Genomic DNA, 23,589 nt, shown 5'->3' with positions numbered 1-23,589 from the left:
CACCTCAGGCGAACTCGCAGAGCACGCGGCCGTGCTCGCCCAGCGTCGCATGGACCCGCTCGAGACGCTCGTCGCGCGCCATCGCTTCCAGCAAACGGTCGGCCACCAGCGGCAGCAGGTGCGTGTCCAGCAGGTGGTCGATCAACCGTGCGCCGCTGTCGCTCTGGGTGCAACGCTCGGCCAGGTGGTCCACCAGCGCCTGGCTGTAGTCGAAAGCCAGTTGACGGCGCGCCAGACGCTCGCCGAGGCGTTCCAGCTTGATCTCGATCAGCTCGCGCAGTACCGGGCCGCCCACCGGGTAGTAAGGCACCACGCGCATGCGCGCCAGCAGCGCCGGCTTGAAATGCCGGCTGAGCGCCGGCCGGATGGTTTCCTCCAGGAGTTCGGCGGAAGGCCGCGCGCCGTCCTGGCAAAGCGCGGCGATGTGCTCGCTGGCGAGGTTGGAGGTCATCAGGATCAAGGTATTGCGGAAATCGATCTCGCGCCCTTCACCATCGTTGGCCACGCCCTTGTCGAAGATCTGGTAGAACAGGTTGAGCACGTCCGGATCGGCCTTCTCCACCTCGTCCAGCAATATCACCGAATAGGGCTTCTGGCGTACCGCCTCGGTGAGCATGCCACCCTCGCCATAGCCGACATAGCCGGGCGGCGCGCCGATCAGGCGCGAGACGGTGTGCTTCTCCTGGAACTCGGACATGTTGATGGTGGTGATGAAACGCTCGCCGCCATACAGCAGGTCGGCCAGCGCCAGCGCGGTCTCGGTCTTGCCCACCCCGCTCGGGCCCACCAGCAGGAACACGCCGACCGGCGCATCGGGCTTGTTCAGCCCGGCCGCGGTGGCGCGCATCGCGCGGTCCAGGGCGCTGACCGCCTGTTCCTGGCCACGGATCCGCGTCCGCAGGTCGTCGGCGAACCCCATCACCTTGGCGTTGTGTTCCCGCGCCAGTTGTTCCACCGGTACGCCGGTCCAGGCGCCGATCACCTCGGCAACCAGGCGCGGGCAGACCTCGAAGCTGACCAGCCGCCCCTGGGCCTGGGCATCGGCGAGCGCCTGGCGGGTTTCGTGAAGGGCCTTTTCCAGGGCTTCGACACCGCCATGCTCGTCGGCCGGGAAAGCCTCCGCGTCCGCCTCGCTGCCCTGCTCTTCCCGGTTCGCCTCGCGGGCCCTGGCCAATTGCTGGCGCAGGGCGAGCAGGCGCTCGGCGAGTTCGCGCTGGCGGCTCCACTGGTCCTCCTGTACGTGCCGCTCGCTTTCCGCCTGGGCCAGACGCTCCTCCAGCGCCTGCAGGGCATCGTGGTCGATCGGCAGGCCTGCCTCGGCATCGCGGCGCAGGGCCTGGCGCTGGCGCTCACCTTCGGCCAGCTCGCCGCGCAGGCGCTCGAGACTCTCCGGCGCCGCCGCCAGGCTGATGCGCACCCGCGCACAGGCGGTGTCGAGGACGTCGACGGCCTTGTCCGGCAACTGGCGACCCGCCAGGTAGCGGGCGGACAGTTCGGCGGCGGCCACCACCGCGTCGTCGCGCAGGTAGATACCGTGGCTTTCCTCGTAAACCCGGGCCAGGCCACGCAGGATCGTCACCGCCTCGGCAACGCTCGGCTCATGCAACTGCACGGGCTGGAAGCGCCGGGCCAGCGCCGGGTCCTTCTCGAAATACTTCTTGTATTCGGCCCAGGTCGTCGCCGCGATGGTGCGCAACTCGCCACGTGCCAGGGCCGGCTTGAGCAGGTTGGCGGCATCCGAGCCGCCGGCCTGACCGCCCGCGCCGATCAGCGTATGGGCCTCGTCGATGAACAGGATGGTCGGCCTGGGCGCTGCCTTCACTTCGTCGATGACGCCTTTCAGGCGCCGCTCGAACTCGCCCTTCACGCTGGCACCGGCCTGCAACAGGCCCATGTCGAGGGACAACAGCTCGACGTCCCTCAGCGCCGGCGGCACTTCCCCTGCGGCGATCCGCGAGGCCAGGCCTTCGACGATGGCGGTCTTGCCGACGCCAGCCTCGCCGACCACGATGGGGTTGTTTTTCCGCCGACGGGCCAGGATGTCGACCATCTGGCGAATAGCCCCGTCGCGACAGAGCACCGGATCGAGCTTGCCGTCGCGCGCCTGCTGGGTAAGGTTGTGGGTGAAACGCTGCAACAGGGACTCGCCGCCGCCCGGCTTGCCGCTGGGCGCGCCCTCCAGCGGCTGCGAGAGCGCGAAATCCTTCAACCGCTCGATGTCGAGCCGCGCCAGCAGCGGCTGGTAGCGGCTGCCGGCATAGCGCAACGGGTTGCGTAGCAGGGCCAGGATCAATGCCGCCTGGTCGATCTGGCTACGGCCCAGTTCGAGGTTGGCCAGCAACAGCGCATCCTGCAGCCACTGCACCAGCTCGGGCGCGAACACCGGATTGCGCGAGGCGCTGTGCTCGCCCCGCGCTTGCAACGCGGCGTTGAGTTCGCCGGCGTCCACCGCGGCATCCTGCAGGGCGCGCGCCAGCAGTCCCTGGGGACGCTCCAGCAGGCCCAGCAACAGGTCCTCCACCAGTACCTTGCTGCCGCCACGGGCTACGCAGCGCTCGGCCGAGCCTTCGAGGTCGCGCCGGGTGTCGGCATCCAGCGCCTGAATCAGTTGTTGCAGGTCTACGTTGATCATGCTCATCCATCCTTAATGAATCTTGCTGCCCAGCGTCACCACGCCATCGGCGCGCTCCCGGCCTAGCCAGCTGGTCCAGCCAAGGCGGCAGGCGTTCTGCGCGCCGATGCGGAACTCGCGGATTTCCTCGTGGCGCAAGACCAGCCGGATGTCGTAGTCGAGCGGGTCGCGCAGGGTGAAGCGGACCAGCGCGCAAAGCGGCTGGTAGCCGGGACCGATCGGCAGGAACTCGTGGAAGCGCTGCCAGTCGAGCTGGCGGATATGAATGCGGAACTTGCCGCTGCGGTCGCGGACCCGTTCGCCCAGCACCGCGTCTTCGCCAAGCTGGCTGTTGAACAGGCCGAGTCGGTTGCGCTGCTCTTCGAGGATCGCGACGCGCCGTTCGATACACTGCTCGGCGACCAGTTCGGCATGCTTGAAGTAGTAGCGCAGCACCGACTCGATCAAGGCCGCCGAGTGCGCCCGCAGGCTGAGCAGGCCCAGGTAGGGCAGCAGGCGTTTCCAGTTCAGTTCCCTGGCCTTGCGGATCTCTTCCCCGCCCAATCCGACGAGGGCGAACAACTGAGCGGAGAACGCATCGCTCGCGCCGCTCTGGAAGCTCACCCGGTAGCGGTACTTGCGCCAGATCGGCAACAGCAGCCGATGCAGGCGGTGATGGAAGAGATCGAGGAAGTTCCGCGTAGGATTGCCCTCCTCGCTGTCGCCCAGGGCCTGTTCGCTGTAGAACGCCGGCAACGGCGAACTGGCACCGAACAAGCCGATCAGGTTGAAACGCAGCCGCGCCCGCAGCATGCCGCGCTCTTCGAAGAACTCCACCCGATCGACATCGCTGCCCGGGAAGCCGAGGCTAGGATTGGCCTGGAATTCCAACTGATCGTAGAGCGCCTCGTCTCCCAGGCCGGGATGTTCCTCGCGCAGGCGATCCATGACCAGCAGGACCGCCTGGAACAGCGAGTACTCGCGAATGCCCCGGGCCAGCGCGCTTACAGCAGGGGCTGCAAACCCATGCGCGGTTTCCATTGGTACACGTCTCCCTGTGTGCTCCTCACCCGCAACTCGTGGTAGGAGTTGATGCTGGCGTAAAGCGCGAAAAATTCGTTCAGAACCGAAGCGAACACGAACAGGTCGCCCTCGCCGATGTAGCCTTCCGGATCGATCGTCAGCTCGGTACGCAAGCCGCGCAGCGGCAGGCCCCGATGCAGGCGGTCGACATGCTCGTGGCGGACCGCCTTGAGCCCGCCCAGCAGGCGCTTGCTGACCTTCGCCGCATGCTGGTCGTAGTAGCGCGGCAGGTCGTAGGTTTCGAGGATCACCTTGAGCGCGTCGACGTTGGCCAGCGACAGGTAGTTGAGCGACATGTTGCTGATCAGTTTCCAGAGGAAATCGCGGTTCAGCGGCGGCGCGTAGCTCGGCGTCGCCGGGGTGATATTGCGGAAACTGAGGAACTCCGGCGTGCCTTCGCAGGCGACGCAGATATCGCCCAGGCGCAGCCGTTGGGGCAGGTTCTGGTTGGTGCAGGTCAGTTCCACCGACAGCGTCTCGATCTGCTCGGGATGGCGGATGCCGAAGCTCAGGTAGGTGTCCAGGCCATCGTGCAGCAACGAGGTCCGTTGCCGGACGCTGTAGTGGGGCCGTGCTTCGGGAACGTCGAAGCTGGGATCGTGCTCGAAGGACTCGAACGGCACGTAGGCCTGGTAGCCGAGCCCGCCCGGCCGCCAGCCAGTGACGCCTTCTACCGAGAACACCCCGCAGTCCTCCAGGCTGTATTCGGCCGGCATCAGCAGGTACTCGTCCTGCTTGCCGTCGAGGCGGATCGGCAGCGCATCGTGGCGGAACAGGTTGGCCACCGGCGTACAGTACAGCTTGACGTTCTCCAGCGTCGGGTGCAGGCGCTGGATGCCGCTCTTGCGGATATCGAAGCGCAACTCGAGGCCGCGGACCTGCTTGAGGGTTTCCTCGGGCAGCGCGCCGAGCAGGTCAAGGCCATCCACGTCGACGAACAGGAACTTGTCCTGGAACGCGAAGTACTCCTGCAGGTAGCGATAGCCACGGAAGGTATTCAGCGGATAGGGAATCAACGCCTCGTCTTCGGCGAAACCCACCGGCTGCACCCGCTCGCCCGTCAGGCGGAACGACATCGGCTTGCCGGCCACGCCATCCAGCGGCCGCCCATGGGCGTCCAGCGGAATCAGCTGGATGCTCTCCAGGTTGCGCAGCAGGCACAGGTAGAGCATCTGGCTGATGTAGCGCTCGCCGGCCAGGTGCAGGCGCAGCCGACTCAGGCCCAGCTCGCCGAGGTGCCCGTCGCAGTTCATCGCCAGGCGCAGGCCGAGCAGCGCTCCCTCGCCGGTCACCGAATAGTTGAGCGCCTCCAGCACCAGCGGCAGGACCTCGGTGGCGTAGCAGGTACGGAAGCGACAGGCGACCTCGCCCACCGGCCGGCTCTCGACCGGCGTATCGCGCTCCACGCGCAGCGCCCCGCCCGGGCGGGTCAGGGGGTCGAACTGGAGAATGCTGAAAGCCGGCAGCGGGCGCATATAGTTCGGCCACAGCAGGTGCATCATCGAGTGGCTGAGTTCCGGCAACTCGTCGTCCAGCTTCTGCCGCAACCGCCCGGTCAGGAAGGCAAAGCCCTCGAGCAGGCGCTCGACATCCGGATCGCGTCCGACCTGCCCGAGAAACGGGGCCAGGGCCGGGCTACGCTCGGCGAAACGGCGCCCCAGCTGGCGCAGTGCGGTGAGTTCGCTCTGGTAGTAATGATTGAAGGACACGGCTTACCTGCTGGATATCGTTTCACTGATGGCAGTCGTCTGACCGCTGCCGCCAAAACCGCAATGACATTTCTGGCCTGAAGATCGGAAACCCACGGTGTCCGTTGTCTTTCCGTAATCGACCCGATTCGCGCCCATCTCAGAAGACCTCATGGACGAACCAGGCATCGAAGCGGTACAGCGCCAGGCCGAGGCGTCACCCTGGCGGGCCGCCGCGAGGCCGTCGAAGAACACGTCGGCGGAACCGACGACGATGGGATTGCTGCCATGCCCGGGGAGCGGACAAGCGGTAGGATCGGAAACGCGGGCTGCGGGTTTGCCGGACATCGAAACCTCCTTAGCTGACCTTCACCTGGCCGCTGCCATCCAGGCATGCGGAAAAACTCACCTGGCGCTTGAAACCTTCCACCTCCAGCAACCCTTCGATGCTGAAGGCCAGGCGGAGCTGGTCGTTGTCGCGCGGCAGGGAAACGACACGCACGTTGCTCAAGCGCGGTTCGTAAGCCTCGATGAAACCTTCGATGGCCGAGCGGGCCTGGCTCAGGGAGTCGTGCAGGCTCAGGCGCATGTCGTTGAGATCGGGCAACCCGTAGTCGGACAGCGTCTGCACGCTGCCCGCCCGGGTGCTGAGCATCTTGCCCAGATGGGCAGCCACCGACGCCATGGCGGAAACCTCGCGGCTCCAGCCGACGCGCTTATCCGCGTCGCCGTTCAGGCGCTCGAACAGGCTGCCGTATCCGGTCATGGAAAGCTCCGCTTACTCTTTGTCCAGCTTGCCGACCAGCGACAGGGTGAAGTCCGCCCCCATGTACTTGAAGTGCGGGCGCACGTTCAGGCTGACGCGGTACCAGCCCGGCTCGCCCTCGACGTCACTGACGATGATCTGTGCAGCGCGCAGCGGGCGACGGCCGCGCACTTCGGCGCTGGGGTTTTCCTGGTCGGCGACGTACTGGCGGATCCACTTGTTCAGCTCCAGCTCGAGGTCGGTACGCTCCTTCCACGACCCCAGCTGTTCGCGTTGCAGGACCTTCAGGTAATGGGCCAGGCGGTTGACGATCATCATGTACGGCAACTGGGTGCCGAGCTTGTAGTTCAGCTCCGCGGCCTTGCCTTCGGCGCTGATGCCGAAGAACTTCGGCTTCTGCACCGAGCTGGCGGAGAAGAACGCGGCGTTGTCGCTGCCCTTGCGCATGGTCAGGGAAATGAAGCCTTCCTCGGCCAGTTCGTACTCGCGGCGATCGGACACCAGCACCTCGGTGGGGATCTTGGTCTCGATCTCGCCCATGCTCTCGAAGTGGTGCAAAGGCAGGTCCTCCACCGCACCGCCGCTCTGCGGCCCGATGATGTTCGGGCACCAGCGATACTTGGCGAAGCTGTCGGTCAGCTTGGTGCCGAAGGCATAGGCGGTGTTGCCCCACAGGTAATGCTCGTGGCTGTTGGCCACGGTCTCCTTGTAGGCGAACGACTTGACCGGATTCTCTTCCGGATCGTAGGGCGTGCGCAGCAGGAAGCGCGGTACGGTCAGCGCCACGTAGCGGGAATCCTCGGACTGGCGGAAGCTCTGCCACTTGGCGAACTGCGGGCCTTCGAAATGATCCTTCAGGTCCTTCAGGTCCGGCAGGCCGGTGAAGCTTTCCAGGCCGAAGAACTTCGGACCGGCGGCCGCCACGAACGGCGCATGGGCCATGCAGGCCACGCTGGAGACGTATTGCATCAGCTTGACGTCGGGCGAACTGGGCGACATGTAGTAGTTGGCGATGATGGCGCCGACCGGCTGGCCACCGAACTGGCCGTATTCGGCGGTGTAGATGTGCTTGTACAGGCCGGACTGCATCACCTCGGGCGAGTCCTCGAAATCGTCCAGCAGGTCCTGCTTGGAAACGCTGAGAATCTCGATCTTGATGTTCTCGCGGAAGTTGGTGCGGTCGACCAGCAGTTGCAGGCCGCGCCAGGCCGACTCCAGCGCCTGGAAATCGGGATGATGGAGGATCTCGTCCATCTGCGTGCTGAGCTTGGCATCGATCTCGGCGATCATCCGGTCGACCATCGCCTTCTTCACCGGCTCGCCGTCGTTCTGCGGCTTGAGCAATTCCTCGATGAAGGCGGAGACGCCGCGCTTGGCGATGTCGTAGGCCTCGTCGTCCGGGCTCAGGCGGGTCTCGGCGATGATGCTGTCGAGAATGTTGTATTCGCCGTTCTGGTTCCGGCCTTGCTGTGCGGCACTGGTGCTCATGTATCTGCTTCCTTGGCTAGGGGTGGCTCAGGCGTCCTGGGAGGGGGCGGCGCTCAGCCCCAGCTCGCCCAGCACACGGCTACGGGACTCGTCGTCGGCGAGTACGCTTTCGATGGCCTTGCGGAACGCCGGGGCGTTGCCCAGCGGGCCCTTGAGGGCCACCAGCGCATCGCGCAACTCCATCAGCTTCTTCAGCTCGGGCACCTGCTCGACGATGCTGGCCGGGTTGAAGTCCTTCATCGAGTTGATCTGCAGCCCCACCGCCAGCTCGTCGCTGCCGCCCTCCTCCTGGAGACGATTGGGTACGCTCAGCGTCAGCCCCAGCTCCTGCTTGGCCAGGACCTCGTCGAAGGTCATCTTGTCGATGCCGATCGGCTTGCGGTCCTCCACCTTGCGCTCATCCGCGCGCTGGGTGTAATCGCCGATCGCCAGTAGCTTCAACGGCAGTTCGATTTCTTCCTGGGCACCGCCGGTGGCGGGCTTGAAGGTGACGTTGATGCGTTCCTTTGGGGCTACCGAGCCTTCTTTGGCCATGGCTTTTTCTCCTTGAGAATTGAGGGCGCGAAGCCCTATTCGAGCACCACCTCGAGATCGAGGTGGCACAGCCTGCGATAAATGTCTTCCTTGCGTTCTCGCACGGCGTGGTTCTGCGGCAACAGCTCGCAGCAGCTATGCAGCAGGTGCAGTACATCCAGCGCCAGATCGGGCTCCCAGGCGTGCAATCCCGATTCGTGCAACTGATGGTCGAGGCTCTCCAGCTGGGTCTTGGCCAGCTCGTACTTCTTCGCCAGGAAGCACAGTCGCGCGAGGCTCAGTTGCCAGAAGAACCGGGCGCGCCCGCCGTGGGCGCGCTTCATGCCCTGCTTCAACACCTGTACCGCCGCCTTCAAGCCGTCCTTGCGCAACACCGGCTGGACCTCGTCCAGGGCGACGTCCCATTCGGCCTGCAGGGCCACGGTCTCGACCTTGCGCGGCGCACTGTCGTTCTGGAGATGGGGCATGACATGGGCGCTGATCCAGCCGCGGGTGGCCGCATCGGCGAATGCGCTGCCGTCGTGGAAACGCAGCTCCACCAGCCCCGGCAGACGCTGCAGGAGCAAGGCGAAATGCATTTCGACTTCCCGCATCGCCTGCTCGGCGTTGAGCCCTTGCAGGCACTCCCAGACCAGGCGCTGGCCGTCGAACCAGAACGGCGCCCGTGCCAGGCTCGCCTCCAGCTCCACCAGGAGATCGGCGTACAGGCCCTGGGCGAAACGCTCCTGGTAGCTTTTCAGCTTGTCCGCCGGCACTCCCCTTAGCGCGGTGACCTGTTCGGCATTGCGCTCGGGCATGGACTCGATGGGCAGCCAGAGCATCGTCCGGTTGAGGCGCAGCGCGCGCAGATCGGTGGCTTTCTGCTTCAGCCACCAGGCGCACAGGGGGCGTGCGGCCTCCTGCTGGGCGCGCATGGCCTTGTGGGCGTCGCGCTCGTTGTCGATGGGCGCACCCGGCGCCAGCAACTGGCTGGCCGCCTGCTTGACCTGGGCCACCACGGCGCCGACCACGCCAGGTTCGGGCTGGTTGTCGGCGGCGCGCTGGAGCATGCCCGAAAGGCGTCGGCTGATCGGCAGCAACAAGGGCGCGTCGTCGCCCAGTTGCGCGGTCAGCGCGGTATCGAGTTTTTCCAGGTGCTCGGCGAGACGCCGGAACAGGGGGAGTTGCTCCTTGATCGGTACGTTCTCGTTCAGCGCCTGCTCCAGCCGGGGCACCAGCCAGGCAATGGCCGCGGCGCGAGTGCGCGCCTTGAGCGGATGGATCTCGACCCAATGCCGGCTGCACAGACGTTCCAGCAATCCCAGTCCGGCCAGCAAACCGGGAAAGGATTCCCGTTGGTAGAGGGCCCAGGTCAACCAGGCTGCAACACGCAGGTCCTTGGATTGGGCACGAAGCAGCGCTTCGCTGTTTTCCAGGATTTTCAACCAGTCGGTCTGGCCGTTCTCATGGAGCGAGAGCGCCTTGCCCAGCTCATTTTCCAGCGCCTCGTATTCGCTGGAAAAACGCACATCCTCACCCGCAAAGACATCCTTTGAAATCGGCTGTTCCGCGAGTTCCAGATAATGCGAGGAGAGCTTGCTCGAATAGGTCATCCTAACCCTTCAATGCACACCATGTGCGCCAATGAATATCTTAACAATTCAACTAGTTGGCATAAAAACCGAACGAGAATCCCAATAGTCTGAAAAGCTCTTTGCCTTTTCCATGAAAACAACATAAAAACTGGCAAGCAACAGGACATTCCCTCTTTGGGAATTTTCCTATTCATTGATACGAATCAATGAAAGATTTTCAGCCAAACGTCAGGCGTCTGCGTCCATGCCCTTTACGGCTTGGCTATAGCCATCATAACGACATTGATGGCCATTTGGAAAACCCTACCAAAACAGGTAGTTAACAATTTATAAAAAATAAGGCAGGCAGTATGGATTTATCCGGAGAGCCTCGAAACATAGGCCTTCCAAGCGGACCAACAGCTGATTTAGAGCGTAACAGCGATTGTGCAAGAAGTTGCACAATGAAAACCAAGAAACATCCCCAATAACAGTCCACAGCCCTTGAAAATACTGGCCTGGACACTACTGCGCAAAAAGTTGCACAGCACTGCGCAACTTCTTGCTCAATTCACTTGTTATATTTCTTTTCAGAATGAGACATGGATAACAATCAGCCATTGTATGAGATTGATTAAAAGAGCCATGAAAAGACTGGCACGGGAATTGTTCGAGAAATTAATCGAGATGGGCGGTCCCATGGCCACCGGCGAGGAAGTTGCGCCGTGACCGACTGCAGGCGGGACGCACCGCTGCGTTTACCCTGGACACGCCCGTACCGCACCGGCTGGGCGGAAATCGATAGCGACCCGAGCAGTCAGGAAAGCAGGATTCGATGACCGCCGCAGCGCCTATCGCCAAGCCCTCGATGACCAACTTATGCGGTAGGCCGCGTACGGCGACGACAGAGAATTGCGCACCGCTTACCCGCTCGACAGTGCTGTGCGCCTACTGGCGAGAAAGCTGCCCGACAGTAGTCGGGTCGGCTAGCGCGGCCAGTCGGTCGATGCCCTCCTGGGCATCGACCTCAACGGCCAGTAACTGACCCGCCACCAGCGCAGCGCCGGGTACCAACAGCAGCGCCAGGAAAGCGAGCTACGAATAATCAGGAAAAACGCGCATCCAGCCCGATGCATAAAAATTTCGCTCTACCCGAAATTCCCGCTCATGACAGAAATCACTGCCTCGCCAACCGCTGATCGAAGCTCCCCTCAATCCAGCATCCCCACATACCCCGGCACCTCCCCCACTCGCTTGATCCACGCGCGGATCGCCGGGTAGGCCGTCAGGTCGAAGCCGCCTTCATGGGCGACATGGGTGTAGGCGTAGAGGGTGATATCGGCGATGGAGAACTGTTCGCCGACCAGGAATGGCGTGCGCGACAGCTGTTTCTCCATGACGTCGAGGGCCTTGTAGCCGCCGATCTTCTTCTCTTCGAACTCGGCGCGGCGGGCTTCCGGGAGGCCGAGGTAGAGCTTGATGAAGCGCGCCACGGCCACATAGGGCTCATGGCTGTATTGCTCGAAGAATTGCCATTGCAGCACCTGGGTGCGCAGGCGCGGTTCGCTGGGCAACAGGGTGCTGCCGTCGGCGAGGAAGTTGAGGATGGCGTTGGACTCCCACAGGCAACTGCCGTCCTCCAGCTCCAGCACCGGTATCTTGCCGTTGGGGTTCTTCGCCAGGAACTCCGGGGTCTGGGTCTCGCCCTTGAGAATGTCCACCGGAACCCACTGGTAGTCGATGCCGAGCAGCGACATGGCCAGCTTGATCTTGTAGCAGTTGCCCGAACGGTAATCACCGTAGACCTTGTACATCGTGTCGCTCCTCGGATCGAATGGCCGGCGCCCTCGGAGGAGCGCCGATGAGGGTTCAGGCCGCTTCGGCGGCCTGGGCGTCGCGGACGACCTTGGCCAGGCGCCGCAGGCCTTCGTGCAGGCGCTCCGGGGCGACGTGGCTGAAGTTCAGCCGCAGACGCCCGAGGTTCTGCTCCGGCTCGGCGAAGAAAGGTTCGCCGGGCATGAATGCGACATCGGCGGCCAGCGCCGGCTGGAGCAGGGTGCGGGTATCCAGCGGCTGCCTGAGGGTCAGCCAGAAGAACAGCCCGCCCTCCGGGATATTCCATTCGGCCAGCTCACCGAAGTGCTCCAGCAGCGCCTCCTGCATGGCGTCGCGGCGGACCCGGTAGAACTCGCGCAGTTCGGCCAGGTGCTGGCGGTAGGCCTCGCTGCCGAACCATTGCAGCGCCTGCCACTGCCCTACCCGGTTGGTATGCAGGTCGGCCGACTGTTTCAGCCGCAGCAGGTGCGGGAACAGGTCCGGGGTGGCGATCAGGAAACCGACGCGCAGGCCCGGCAGCAGGGTCTTCGACACCGTGCCGGTATAGATCCAGCTGGACTTGCGCAGGCGGCTGACCAGCGGGGTTGCGCGGCCCTCGTCGAACACCAGTTCGCGATAGGGTTCGTCTTCGATCAGGGTCACGCCGAATTCGTCGAGCAGCGCCGCCACCGCGTCGCGGCGTTCCTCGCTGTAGCGCACGCCGGACGGATTCTGGAAAGTCGGGATCAGGTAGGCGAAGGCCGGCTTGTGTCGCTCCAGGCGCTGCCGCAGGGCAACCAGGTCGGGGCCCTCGGCACCCAGCGGCACGGTCACGCAATCGGCGCCGAACAATTGGAAGGCCTGTAGCGCGGCGAGGTAGGTCGGCGCCTCGAGCAGCACCTCGGTGCCCGGATCGATGAACAGCTTGCTGGCCAGGTCGAGGGTCTGCTGCGAACCGCTGACGATCAGCACCTGGCTCGCCTCGCAGGGGACGCCGAGGGCACGCGCTTCGGCGGCGATGGCTTCGCGCAGGGCAGGCTCGCCTTCGCTCATGCCGTACTGGCCCATGGAGGCCGGCATCTGCTCCCACTGCACCTTCGGCAGCATCGGCTCGGCCGGCAGCCCGCCGGCGAACGACATCACCTCCGGACGCTGCGCCGCGGCAAGGATTTCGCGGATCAAGGAGCTTTTCAGGCGGGAGATGCGTTCAGAGAAGGCCATGGGATCACCGGTAGCGTAGGCGGGGAAAAATGAGTCAAACTGCTTGACCGAAACTACGATGCCGCACCCGGAAGCGTCAATATGCCTGACCTGAAAAACCACGCCGTCCAGCAGCAGGCCATGATGGAAGCCTTCTTCTTCGCGTACCAGGCCTTCACCACCAAGCCTGACGAGATGCTCGCCCGCCGCGGCCTGGGTCGCGTGCACCACCGCGTGCTGTTCTTCATCGCCCGCTATCCGGGACTCAGCGTGAAGGAACTGCTGGCCCTGCTCGGCGTGACCAAGCAGGCGCTGAACATCCCGCTGCGCCAGTTGCTGGAGATGAACCTGATCGGCAGCGCCACCGCCGACGACGACAAGCGCAAACGCCTCCTCGGCCTCACCGCCGAGGGCGTGCGGTTGGAAAAGGCGCTGCGTCGCGAGCAGTCGCGGCTGCTCCAACGCTGCTTCGAGGAAGCCGGCGGCGAAGCGGTCTCCGGCTGGCTGGCGGTCAATCGCACCCTGGCTCGGGCGCATGCAGGCAGCCGCGGCGAAGCGGCGACGGAGGCCGCCGACTGACGCCCATGGGCCTGGCGCCTGGACGCTCGGCAAGCCGACCGGCTGCCCGCTAGCCCCGCTCCAGCTCCCGCGCCGCGCGCCAGCAGGCCAGCGCCATGGCCAGGGTGGCGGCCAGCAGCGGCAGTACCGCCAGCACCAGCAACAGCACCGAAGCCAGCATCGCGCCGCCGGCGATGTCCAGCCAGGCCATGATCCGCAGCGACGGATAGAGGTTTTCCTGCTTGAGCAGACGCAGGCCCAGCCAGAGGGTGGTAGCGCCGATCAGCGCAAGCAGCGCGAAGTACACCAGCGCCTGCCAGTTCCAGCCCTGCAGCGCATCGTCGGTAACCGCCAGCAGGCTCCAGCCCTCGCCCAGCAGGGTCAGGAGAATCGACAACCATACCGGCCAGGCCAGCGAGGGGCCGCGAAAGCGCGACTCGACCAGGTGCTTGAGCCGCAGCAGCAGGTAGGCGCCGAGCAGGCTGAGGAGCAGGCCCAGCCAGTCGGCGTAGACCCCGAACGCGGCGCCATCGCCGAATGCCTCCAGCAGGCTGAGCACCATCAGCACCACGCCGCCGGCTATCGAGGCCAGGCAGAGCCAGGCGAGGATGCGCAGTTGCGCGGGCGTCCAGCGCCGGCGGAAAGCATCCGGTATGCCCTGCTCGACCAATTCGACACGCGGCGTGGCGTAGGGGTTTGCATCCATGGCGAAGCTCCTCGGCAAATGCCGGGAAGTTACCAGCTCCGCCAGCTTCCGGCAGCTGCGACTGTATGGCCAACTATGTCCGCGGCTGTACCGGGACAGCCCCTGGCCGGCTGTTTAGGCTGCGCAAAACAGAAAAAGATGATCGGCACTCCGCGCCTCGCGCAACCTGCCCCGTGGCTCCGCCCACCGCCGTGCCCGGTCGTCCCGCACACTCCATGGAAGTACCCGGCATGACCGAAACCACCCAGCCCCAGCCTCGTCTGCGTCCGTTCGCCGACTCCTCTCCCGCCGCCGTGGTGGCCGGCTTCGTCGCCATGCTCACCGGCTACACCAGCTCGCTGGTACTGATGTTCCAGGCCGGGCAGAACGCCGGTCTCAGCAGCGCGCAGATTTCCTCGTGGATCTGGGCCCTGTCGATCGGCATGGGCCTGGCGACCATCGGCCTGACCCTGCGCTACCGGGTGCCGATCGTGATCGCCTGGTCCACCCCCGGCGCGGCGCTGCTGATCAGCAGCCTGCCCGGAGTGCCGTACAGCGAGGCGATCGGCGCCTTCATCGTCTGCGCCCTCCTGATCACCCTGTGCGGCGTCACCGGCAGCTTCGAACGCCTGATGCGCCAGGTTCCCTCCTCGCTGGCCTCGGCGCTGCTGGCCGGGGTGCTGTTCCGCATCGGCATCGAGATCTGCAACGCCGCCGAGCAACAGACCCTGCTGGTGCTGGCGATGTTCTTCAGCTATCTGCTGTGCAAACGCTTCTCGCCGCGCTATGCGGTGTTCGCTGCGCTACTGGTGGGGGTGCTGCTGGCCGGGATACTGGGCCAGCTGGACTTCAGCAGGTTCCGCCTGGAACTGGCGGTACCGGAGTGGACCACGCCGAGCTTCTCCCTGGCCGCCACCATCAGCATCGGCATCCCGTTGTTCATCGTCGCCATGGCGTCGCAGAACATGCCCGGCATCGCCGTGCTGCGCGCCGACGGCTACCAGGTGCCGGCCTCGCCGCTGATCTCGAGCACCGGCATCGCCTCGATCCTGCTGGCGCCGTTCGGCTCCCACGGGATCAACCTGGCGGCGATCAGCGCGGCGATCTGCACCGGTCCCTCGGCCCACGAGGACCCGCACAAGCGCTATACCGCGGCGCTCTGGTGCGGCTTCTTCAACTGCGTCGCGGGAACCTTCGGCGCCACCCTGGCAGCGTTGTTCGCGGCGTTCCCCAAGGCACTGGTACTGTCCATCGCCGCCATCGCCCTGCTCGGCTCGATCATGAACGGCCTGGCCAACTCGATGGCCGACGAGCGCCAGCGCGAGGCCGCGCTGGTGACCTTCATGGTCACCGCCTCCGGCTTCACCCTGCTGTCCATCGGCTCGGCGTTCTGGGGCCTGGTGGCCGGCCTGCTGACTCAGTTCGTGCTCAACTGGCGGCGCGGCTGACCGACCTCAGTCCGGCGCCGTCACGGGCGCCGGCGCGGCCTGGTGGCCACGGCTGACCCACCAGCCGAAGGCCGCCGCGGTGAAGAACATCAACACCCCGTAGATCGCCGGCGGAATCGCCATGGTGCTGTTGTTCAGCAGGCTCGGACTCAGCGCCAGGGCGATCGCCAGGGTGCCGTTGTGGATGCCGATCTCCATGCCGATGGCCACCGCCTGGGCCTTCGGCAGGCGCAGCAGGCGCGGTACCCAGTAGCCCACCGCCAGGCTCAGCAGGTTGAAGGCCAGCGCGGCCAGCCCGACCACCGGCGCGTAGGTGACAAAGGTCTGCCAGTCCTTGGCCAGCGCCAGCAGGATGATCACCAGCAACAGCAGCGCGGAAAGGATCTTCACCGGCTTCTGCAGCCGATCCGCCACGGCCGGCAGGCGGTTGCGCACCAGCATGCCGATGGCCACCGGGCCGAGGACGATGACGAACACCTGCATGACCTTGCCGAACTGCAGGGGAATCGCCTGCCCGTCGCCCATGAAGTATTGCAGCGACAGATTGACGATCAGCGGCATGGTGAGGATGGCGATCACCGAGTTCACCGCGGTCAGGGTGATGTTCAGTGCCACGTCGCCATGCGCCAGGTGGCTGTAGAGGTTGGCGGTGGTGCCGCCGGGCGAGGCCGCCAGCAACATCATGCCGACCGCCAGGGCCGCCTCGAGGGCGAAGCCCTGGACGATCAGGAAACAGGCCATGGGCAGCAGGACGATCTGGCACACCAGGCCGACCAGCACCGGCTTCGGGTAGCGCACCACGCGGAGGAAGTCGGCCGGGGTCAGGGACAGTCCGAGACCGAGCATGATGATGCCCAGGGCGATGGGGAGGAACAGGGTCAGGATGGGATCGGCGGTCATTATTGTTATTGCTCCGATGCGATGGAGACGGGCTCAGGCCCCGGATTCTCGACCCAGGTTAGTCCCCCGGCAGTGGCCTGGCGCGCCAAACCGCGTGCCGACCTGTAACAGAATGCGAATGCCCCGCGCCGGGGCATCCCGGTTGTATCGCCGCCCGCTCAGATCGCCGTCGCCCCGCCGTCCACCGGCAAGGCGATACCGGTGGTGAAGCCTGCGTTGTCGCTGCACAGATAAAGCACCGCGGCGGCGATTTCCTCGACCCGCCCGACCCGACCCAGCGGATGCATCGCGGCGGCGAACTCGGCCTTGCGCGGATCGGCCTCGTAGGCGCGGCGGAACATGTCGGTGTCGATCACCGCCGGACACACGGCGTTGACGCGGATGCCCTTCTTCGCGTACTCGATCGCCGCCGATTTGGTCAGGCCGATCACCGCGTGCTTGGAAGCAGCGTAGATGCTCATCTTCGGCGCCGCGCCGAGCCCGGCGACCGAGGCGGTGTTGACGATCGCGCCGCCGCCCTGGGCCAGCATCAGCGGGATCTGGTGCTTCATGCACAACCAGACGCCCTTCACGTTGACAGCCATGATGGCGTCGAACTCGGCTTCGTTGCCGTCGGCCAGCTTGCCCTGCTCGATCTCGATGCCGGCGTTGTTGAAGGCGTAGTCGAGACGGCCGTAGGCCGCCGCGCAACCCTCTACCAGCGCCTTGACCTCGGCGTCGCGGGTGACGTCGCAGCGAATGAAGAGGGCTTCGCCACCTGCCTGGCGGATCGCTTCGACCGTGCCCTCGCCGCCGGCGCTGTCCAGGTCGGCGACCACCACCTTGACCCCGGCGGCGGCGAAGGCCAGCGCGGTAGCGCGGCCGATGCCCGCCGCACCGCCAGTGACCAGTGCGACCTGGCCGGAAAGAAGTTTGCTCATCTGCTGCTCCTCGGAAAATCGCCTTCCGCCAACCGCGACGGAACCGGGCCGCGCCAGTCTAGCCAGGGCCGGCGCAAGGCATAGCACTATCAGGGGACTGGAGGATGGGCCATCCAGCCCGCTGATAAGACTGATGGCGGCGAATCATCGGCATAGATGACCGGTCATTTCCGCACTCGCCTTCGCTTGCCGCCGGCGCCGGCGCCGGCTATCCCTAGGGGCCTGTTTCCCGACATTCGAGTGCCCTGCCATGACCTCCCAGATCAATCGGCAATACCAGTTGGCCCAGCGTCCCAGCGGGCTGCCCGGCCGCGACACCTTCAGTTTCGTCGAGACCCCGCTCGGCGAGCCGGCCGAGGGCCAGATCCTGGTGAAGAACGAGTACCTGTCGCTGGACCCGGCGATGCGCGGCTGGATGAACGACGCCCGCTCCTACATCCCGCCGGTGGGGATCGGCGAGGTGATGCGCGCGCTCGGCGTCGGCAAGGTGCTGGTTTCGAAGCACCCCGGCTTCCAGACCGGCGACTACGTCAACGGCGCCCTCGGCGTGCAGGACTATTTCGTCGGCGAGCCCAAGGGTTTCTACAAGGTCGACCCGTCCCGCGCGCCGCTGCCGCGCTATCTCTCGGCGCTGGGCATGACCGGCATGACCGCCTACTTCGCGTTGCTCGACGTCGGCCAGCCGAAGAGCGGCGAGACCGTGGTGATCTCCGGCGCCGCCGGTGCGGTGGGCAGCGTTGCCGGGCAGATCGCCAGGCTCAAGGGCTGCCGGGTGGTGGGCATCGCCGGCGGCGCCGAGAAATGTCGCTTCCTGGTCGAGGAGCTGGGCTTCGACGGCGCCATCGACTACAAGAACGAAGACCTCGCCGCCGGACTCAAGCGCGAATGCCCGAAGGGCATCGATGTGTTCTTCGACAACGTCGGCGGCGAAATCCTCGACACGGTGCTCACCCGTATCGCCTTCAAGGCACGCATCGTCCTCTGCGGGGCGATCAGCCAGTACAACAACAAGGAAGCGGTGCGCGGCCCGGCCAACTACCTGTCGCTGCTGGTCAATCGGGCGCGCATGGAAGGCATGGTGGTGATGGACTATGCCCAGCGCTTCCCAGAAGGCCTGAAGGAGATGGCCACCTGGCTGGCGGAAGGCAAGCTGCAATCGCGCGAGGACATCGTCGAAGGCCTGGAGACCTTCCCCGAGACCCTGCTCAAGCTGTTCAGCGGGGAAAACTTCGGCAAGTTGGTGTTGAAGGTCTGAGGTCCGCCGCCGGCGCGAAGAAGCGGCGGATAGTGCCTGGCGCTATCCGCCCTGCGCCTCGCCTCGAAGAGCGTGTGCACTGAAGAAATAATGATTCCCGGCAATCCTGCCGCCTGTCCTTCGGGCTAAGCTGCGGCATCCGCGCCTGCAAGGAATCAGCCGCATGCCACTCGCCCGCTGGGTACCCGGACTCGATAGCCTGCTCCACTACCGCCGCGCCTGGTTCCGTCCGGATGTCCAGGCCGGGCTGTCGGTGGCGGCGATCCAGATCCCCACTGCCATCGCCTACGCCCAGATCGCCGGCTTCCCGCCCCAGGTAGGCCTCTATGCGTGCATCCTGCCGATGCTGATCTACGCCCTGATCGGCAGCTCGCGACAGTTGATGGTCGGCCCCGACGCGGCGACCGCGGCGATGGTCGCCGCCGCCATCACCCCGCTGGCGGCGGGCGACCCGCAGCGCCTGGTGGACCTGTCGATGATCGTCGCGATCATGGTCGGGCTGTTCTCCATCGTCGCCGGCCTGGCCCGCGCCGGATTCATCGCCAGCTTCCTCTCGCGACCGATCCTGGTCGGCTACCTCAACGGCATCGGCCTGAGCCTGCTGGTCGGGCAACTGGGCAAGCTGTTCGGCTACGAGGCGGCGACCAGCGGCTTCGTCGCCGGCATCCTCGCGCTGCTGGAGAACCTGCTGCACATCCATTGGCCGACGCTGATCCTCGGCAGCCTCTCGCTCTTGCTGATGGTGCTGCTGCCGCGGCGCTTCCCGCAGTTGCCCGGGGCGCTCTGCGGCGTCCTCCTGGCCAGTCTCGCCGCGGCGCTGCTGGGCCTGGATCGCTACGGCGTGGAACTGCTTGGCGAGGTACCGGCCGGGCTGCCGCAACTGAGCTGGCCGCAGACCAGCCTGGAGGAACTGAAAAGCCTGCTGCGCGACGCCACCGGCATTACCGTGGTCAGCTTCTGCAGCGCCATGCTCACCGCGCGCAGCTTCGCCGCCCGTCACGGCTACAGCATCAACGCCAACCACGAATTCGTCGCCCTCGGCCTGGCCAACATCGGCGCCGGGGTCTCCCAGGGCTTCGCCATCAGCGGCGCCGACTCACGCACCGCGGTGAACGACATGGTCGGCGGCAAGACCCAACTGGTCGGCGTGGTCGCCGCGCTGGTGATCGCCGCCACCCTGTTGCTGCTGAACAAGCCCCTGGGCTGGGTGCCGATGCCGGCGCTCGGCGCGGTCCTGTTGCTGGCCGGCTGGGGCCTGATCGACGTGCAGGCGCTGAAAGGCTTCTGGAAGCTCAGCCGCTTCGAGTTCAGCCTCTGCCTGCTGACCACCGTCGGCGTGCTCAGCGTCGGCGTGCTGCCGGGAATCTTCGTCGCCGTCAGCATCGCCGTACTGCGCCTGCTCTACTACACCTATCGCCCGAGCGACGCGGTGCTCGGCTGGATGCACGGCATCGACGGCCAGGTCGAGCTGGCCAAGTACCCGCAGGCCACCACTCTTCCCGGCCTGGTGATCTACCGCTTCGACGCCCCCCTGCTGTTCTTCAACGCCGACTACTTCAAGCAGCGGGTGCTTGCCGTGGTGGACGGCAGCGAGCGGCCGAATGCGGTGCTGCTCAACGCCGAAGCCATGACCAACCTCGACATCAGCGGCCTGGCCACCCTCCACGAGGTGCAACAGATCCTCAAGGCCCAGGGCGTGCACCTGTCGCTGGCGCGGGTGACCGGGCAGACGCTGGACCTGCTGCAACGCTCGAGCATGCTCGGCGAGATCAAGCCGCCGCTGGTGTTCAGCTCGGTGCGCTCCGGGGTCAGTGCCTATCGCTACTGGCTGCGCCAGCAGGAAAGACTCGCCGCCCAGGCCGCGGCTACAAGCGGAAATGCCTGACCATGCCCTGTAGTTCGCGCCCCAGCTCCGCCAGTTGTTCGCTGGACGAAGCCGTCGACTGCATGGCCTGGGCCGACTGATCGGCCACCTCGCGGATCGCCGTGACGCTGCGGTTGATCTCCTCGGCGACCGCGCTCTGCTGCTCGGAGGCCGCGGCGATCTGCTGGTTCATCTGCTGGATCAGCGCCACCGCCGTGGCGATGTTGCCCAGCGCCGCCTCGGTCTGCAGCGCGTCGTCGACGCTCTGGTCCACCAACTGGTGGCTGCGCTGCATACGCTGCACCGCCTGCTGCGTGCCATTCTGCAGGGCACCGATCAGGGTCTCGATCTCGGCCGTGGACTGTTGGGTGCGCCGCGCCAGCGCCCGCACCTCGTCGGCGACCACGGCGAAGCCTCGACCCTGGTCGCCGGCCCGCGCCGCCTCGATGGCGGCGTTCAGCGCCAGCAGGTTGGTCTGCTCGGCCACGCTCTTGATCACGTCCAGCACGCTGCCGATGCGCTGGCTGTCGGCGCTCAGCGCCTCGACGCTGGCGGTGGCCGCGCGCACCGCCTCGGCCAGTCGCTCGATCCGATCCAGGGTCTGGCGTACCACCTCCTGGCCGACGCTGACCTTGCCGTCGGCGCTTTCCGCCGACCCCGCGGCTTCCTCGGCGTTGTGCGCCACTTCGTGAACGGTGGCGGCCATCTGGTTCATCGCCGTGGCCACCTGTTCGGTTTCCGCCCGCTGGCTGTCGATTCCCAGGCGGGTGCGCGTGGTAACGCCGGACAGCGCCTCGGAGGCGCCGGCAATCCGCCCGACGCCGTCCTGCAACTGGCTGACGATACCGCGCAGGCTACCGGTCATGGCGCGCATCGCGGCCATCAGTTGGCCAACCTCGTCGCGCCGCTCGCTGTCGACCCGTACCGCCAGGTCGCCTTCGGCGATCCGCTGCGCCACGCCCATCGCCTGGCGCAACGGACGGACGATCAGCAGGCTGATGCCGAAGGCCGCGCCCAGGCCCACCAGCAGCGCCAGCACGGCGGCGCCGACGATCAGCAGGGAGTTTGTCCGCAGGCTGTGGAGCATGGCCTGCTGCTGCGCCTCCCAGCTACGGTCGACACGCGCCATCACCTGCCCGGCACGCTCGCCCATGGCGGCGTACATCTGCCGCTCCTGGCGCTGGCTGGCGCGGTACTCGGCGAGCTTGTCGGCGAAACCGCGGATATTGGTCAGCACGTCCTTGACCACCGACACGTAGGCATCGTCGGTGATCGCCTGCTCCAGCCGGGCGGCCAGCTCCAGCGCCTCGCGCAGCGATTTCGGCGGCCCCTCCTGCGCATCCGCGGCGCGCGCTTCGAGACGCGAGCGGGCCTCGTCCAGCCCCTGCAGGACCAGGCGATTGACCTGGGCGACCTGGGCCGCCTGCTGCAACAGCGGTTCGCCGTCGCGTCCCTGGCTTTCCTTCAGCGCATAGGCGCCATCCTCGGCCAGGCTGGACTGGAGGATATCGAGGCTGTTGGCGGCGCCGTTCAGCGACCAGCTGGCGCTTTCCCAAGCCAACTGGCGTCCCTGGATGGACTGCTCGAAGCGGCCGAACGCTTCGAGGTATGCCGCCAGCACCTGCTCCACCTCGGCCATGCCAAGCGCCTGATCGGCGTCGCCGTCGGCCTTGAGCCGGCCCACCCGTTCGAGGGTCGCGGCCAGGCGCTGGCGCAAGCGCTCGGCGTCGCTCTTTTCCCCGTGCAGGGCAAAGTCCTTCTCGGCCTGGCGAACCTCCAGCACGTCGCGATTGATCGCGCTCATCTCCTGCAGGCGCGCGAAGCGCTGCCCCAGCGCATGCAGCGAGAGCACCGCGAGCGCGGCCACCAGCGCGGTCAATAGCAGGACCAGGGTAAAACCGATGGCCAGTTTCTTCGCCGTGCCGAGATCGGCCAGACGCCTGCGCAGCAACCCCAGCATGACTCCCCTCCCCCGTGACGCGCCGTCTGCGTGCGCATTTCCCGCTGTGTCGCGCGTTTTTCGCCGAACCTGAGCGGCCGGGCAAGGTAGTGGCACGATAATGGCCAGGAGAGATATGCGCAGGTCGTTTCCAGGATATCCGGGCTGACGTCGGGCGGGCGCGGAGCCATACTGGGCGCCCCATGGAAAAAGGAGCTTGCCATGCGTCCCGTATTGCCGCTGTTGCTGTCGCTGAGTCTGTGCGCCCCCGCCCTGGCCGACTGGAGCGGCCCGATCGAGCAGCCGCTCTGGTCGTTGCCGGCGGCGCCGGGCCTGTCGCGCTGGCTGATCGTGCACAACCTGTCGAGCGCGGCGGCCGACGGCCTGTACCACGTCGAGGTCCTGGAGCGCCGCCAGGGCCAGCAGCCCTGGCAGTTCCAGCGCCTGGCCGCGCACCTGGCGCTGACCGAACAGGCGCTGCGCGCGAGTATCGTGGCGCCGCTGAAACGCGGCGGGGTGTATCCGGAAAGCTACCAGTTCGCCTATCGCCAGTGGCAGGAACGGCAGGCCGCGGGCCAGGCGCCGGTGTGCCGGCGCACGGTCGACGAGTGCCTGCGGGCGCCGGACTGAGCCCGGCTACCTGGGCCGGATCATGCTGAACGTGTCGCGGGTATAGCTGTAGTGGCTGCCGCCCAGGCGACCGACCAGGTCGAGCCTGTCGCTATCCACATGGCGCTCGTCGGCCAGCACGGCATCGTCGACATGGGCCAGCAGCACGCGGGCGAAGATCAGGTGGCAATTGGGGTTCTCCGCCGGATACGGCTTGATCTCCGCCACCTCGCACTCGAAGGCCACCGCCGCCGCGGCGATCCGCGGCGGCGCCACGCGTACGCTGGACACGGTAGGGATGCCGACCGTCTCGATCTCGCTCACGCCATGGGGCAGCCAGGCGGAGGTGGCGTTCATGGTCTCTGCCTGGGCGGCGCCGACCAGGTGGATCACCAACTGCCCGGTGGCCTGGACGTTGCGCAGGGTGTCCTTGAGGCTGCCGTCGTCGCGCAGGCTGACGTTGACCATCAGGGTCGGCGGCTCGTCGCTGATCACCTGGAAGAAGCTGAACGGGGCCAGGTTGCTGGCGCCCTCGGCGGACAGGGTCGAGACCCAGGCAATCGGTCGCGGGGTGACGGTGGAAGCCAACCAGCGATAGGCCTCGGCGGGAGCGATGGTGGTGAAGTCCAGTTGCATGGCGGTCTCGCGGAAATCGACGGAGGGGACGCCGATT

19 protein-coding genes and 1 pseudogene are annotated in these 23,589 nt (G+C 66.1%); 5 read left to right on the top strand and 15 right to left on the bottom strand.

What is annotated here, in order from left to right; genetic code table 11:
- Positions 1-4: 4 nt before the first annotated feature.
- The 10 genes and pseudogenes from tssH to FOC67_RS08825 all read right to left on the bottom strand — a co-directional run bounded on the left by tssH (position 5) and on the right by FOC67_RS08825 (position 12,759).
- Positions 5-2,638, bottom strand: a complete 2,634-nt coding sequence (gene tssH / locus FOC67_RS08870) for a type VI secretion system ATPase TssH (protein WP_073699984.1) — start codon at positions 2,636-2,638, stop codon at positions 5-7.
- A 6-nt stretch (positions 2,639-2,644) separates the two neighbouring features.
- The gene (gene tssG / locus FOC67_RS08865; protein ID WP_003110442.1) at positions 2,645-3,652 is read right to left on the bottom strand and encodes a type VI secretion system baseplate subunit TssG; all 1,008 of its coding nucleotides are present in this window, start codon (positions 3,650-3,652) and stop codon (positions 2,645-2,647) included.
- Positions 3,616-5,403, bottom strand: a complete 1,788-nt coding sequence (gene tssF, locus FOC67_RS08860) for a type VI secretion system baseplate subunit TssF (protein WP_033984639.1) — start codon at positions 5,401-5,403, stop codon at positions 3,616-3,618. The genes tssG and tssF overlap by 37 nt, the downstream gene beginning before the upstream one ends.
- 159 nt (positions 5,404-5,562) lie before the next feature.
- Positions 5,563-5,730: pseudogene (locus FOC67_RS08855) on the bottom strand (PAAR domain-containing protein); the annotation flags it as partial.
- A 10-nt stretch (positions 5,731-5,740) separates the two neighbouring features.
- On the bottom strand, positions 5,741-6,148 hold the full coding sequence (gene tssE / locus FOC67_RS08850; protein WP_003140089.1) for a type VI secretion system baseplate subunit TssE: 408 nt from the start codon (positions 6,146-6,148) through the stop codon (positions 5,741-5,743).
- A 12-nt stretch (positions 6,149-6,160) separates the two neighbouring features.
- Entirely contained in the window at positions 6,161-7,636 is a 1,476-nt protein-coding gene (gene tssC, locus FOC67_RS08845) for a type VI secretion system contractile sheath large subunit (protein WP_003087596.1), read from the bottom strand.
- Positions 7,637-7,663: 27 nt separating this feature from the next.
- A complete protein-coding gene (tssB, locus tag FOC67_RS08840) occupies positions 7,664-8,170 on the bottom strand; it encodes a type VI secretion system contractile sheath small subunit (protein ID WP_003114607.1) in 507 nt (168 codons plus the stop codon).
- 35 nt (positions 8,171-8,205) lie between these two features.
- Entirely contained in the window at positions 8,206-9,762 is a 1,557-nt protein-coding gene (tssA, locus tag FOC67_RS08835; RefSeq protein ID WP_003097814.1) for a type VI secretion system protein TssA, read from the bottom strand.
- 1,172 nt (positions 9,763-10,934) lie between these two features.
- On the bottom strand, positions 10,935-11,537 hold the full coding sequence (locus FOC67_RS08830) for a glutathione S-transferase family protein (RefSeq protein ID WP_003087575.1): 603 nt from the start codon (positions 11,535-11,537) through the stop codon (positions 10,935-10,937).
- Between the two features lie 55 nt (positions 11,538-11,592).
- Complete coding sequence (locus tag FOC67_RS08825) at positions 11,593-12,759, bottom strand: PLP-dependent aminotransferase family protein (RefSeq protein ID WP_003097818.1); 1,167 nt, start codon at positions 12,757-12,759, stop codon at positions 11,593-11,595.
- An 81-nt stretch (positions 12,760-12,840) separates the two neighbouring features.
- Between FOC67_RS08825 and FOC67_RS08820 the strand changes: the two genes are divergently transcribed.
- Entirely contained in the window at positions 12,841-13,317 is a 477-nt protein-coding gene (locus FOC67_RS08820) for a MarR family winged helix-turn-helix transcriptional regulator (protein WP_003097819.1), read from the top strand.
- Between the two features lie 49 nt (positions 13,318-13,366).
- Here the strand turns inward: FOC67_RS08820 and FOC67_RS08815 are convergent, their stop codons facing one another.
- A complete protein-coding gene (locus FOC67_RS08815; protein WP_003087573.1) occupies positions 13,367-14,002 on the bottom strand; it encodes a hypothetical protein in 636 nt (211 codons plus the stop codon).
- 230 nt (positions 14,003-14,232) lie between these two features.
- On the opposite strand from FOC67_RS08815, the gene FOC67_RS08810 reads away from it, so the two are divergent.
- Positions 14,233-15,429, top strand: a complete 1,197-nt coding sequence (locus FOC67_RS08810) for a benzoate/H(+) symporter BenE family transporter (RefSeq protein ID WP_003087572.1) — start codon at positions 14,233-14,235, stop codon at positions 15,427-15,429.
- 6 nt (positions 15,430-15,435) lie between these two features.
- Here FOC67_RS08810 and FOC67_RS08805 read toward each other — a convergent pair whose 3' ends face one another.
- Together FOC67_RS08805 and FOC67_RS08800 are read right to left on the bottom strand one after the other, a co-directional pair.
- Positions 15,436-16,329: a bile acid:sodium symporter family protein gene (locus FOC67_RS08805; RefSeq protein ID WP_003087569.1), complete on the bottom strand. Its 894-nt coding sequence runs from the start codon at positions 16,327-16,329 to the stop codon at positions 15,436-15,438.
- 158 nt (positions 16,330-16,487) lie between these two features.
- The gene (locus tag FOC67_RS08800) at positions 16,488-17,249 is read right to left on the bottom strand and encodes an SDR family oxidoreductase (protein WP_003087566.1); all 762 of its coding nucleotides are present in this window, start codon (positions 17,247-17,249) and stop codon (positions 16,488-16,490) included.
- 250 nt (positions 17,250-17,499) lie between these two features.
- Between FOC67_RS08800 and FOC67_RS08795 the strand changes: the two genes are divergently transcribed.
- Entirely contained in the window at positions 17,500-18,504 is a 1,005-nt protein-coding gene (locus tag FOC67_RS08795; RefSeq protein ID WP_003087564.1) for an NADP-dependent oxidoreductase, read from the top strand.
- 163 nt (positions 18,505-18,667) lie between these two features.
- Entirely contained in the window at positions 18,668-20,389 is a 1,722-nt protein-coding gene (locus tag FOC67_RS08790) for a SulP family inorganic anion transporter (RefSeq protein WP_003087559.1), read from the top strand.
- On the opposite strand, the gene FOC67_RS08785 is transcribed toward FOC67_RS08790, so the two are convergent.
- Complete coding sequence (locus FOC67_RS08785) at positions 20,370-22,328, bottom strand: methyl-accepting chemotaxis protein (RefSeq protein WP_009314697.1); 1,959 nt, start codon at positions 22,326-22,328, stop codon at positions 20,370-20,372. The genes FOC67_RS08790 and FOC67_RS08785 overlap by 20 nt on opposite strands.
- 201 nt (positions 22,329-22,529) lie before the next feature.
- Between FOC67_RS08785 and FOC67_RS08780 the strand changes: the two genes are divergently transcribed.
- Positions 22,530-22,937, top strand: a complete 408-nt coding sequence (locus FOC67_RS08780; protein ID WP_003087555.1) for a DUF5086 domain-containing protein — start codon at positions 22,530-22,532, stop codon at positions 22,935-22,937.
- A gap of 6 nt (positions 22,938-22,943) precedes the next feature.
- On the opposite strand, the gene FOC67_RS08775 is transcribed toward FOC67_RS08780, so the two are convergent.
- Positions 22,944-23,552 (bottom strand): flavin reductase family protein, encoded by a 609-nt coding sequence (locus FOC67_RS08775; RefSeq protein ID WP_003087553.1) that lies wholly within the window; start codon positions 23,550-23,552, stop codon positions 22,944-22,946.
- Positions 23,553-23,589 lie beyond the last annotated feature (37 nt).

The sequence above is a fragment of the Pseudomonas sp. FDAARGOS_761 genome, assembly GCF_013343155.1.
GTDB lineage: Bacteria > Pseudomonadota > Gammaproteobacteria > Pseudomonadales > Pseudomonadaceae > Pseudomonas > Pseudomonas aeruginosa.
The sequence above is the reverse complement of the archived record's forward strand: the minus strand, read 5'-3'. Positions and strand labels throughout refer to the sequence as shown.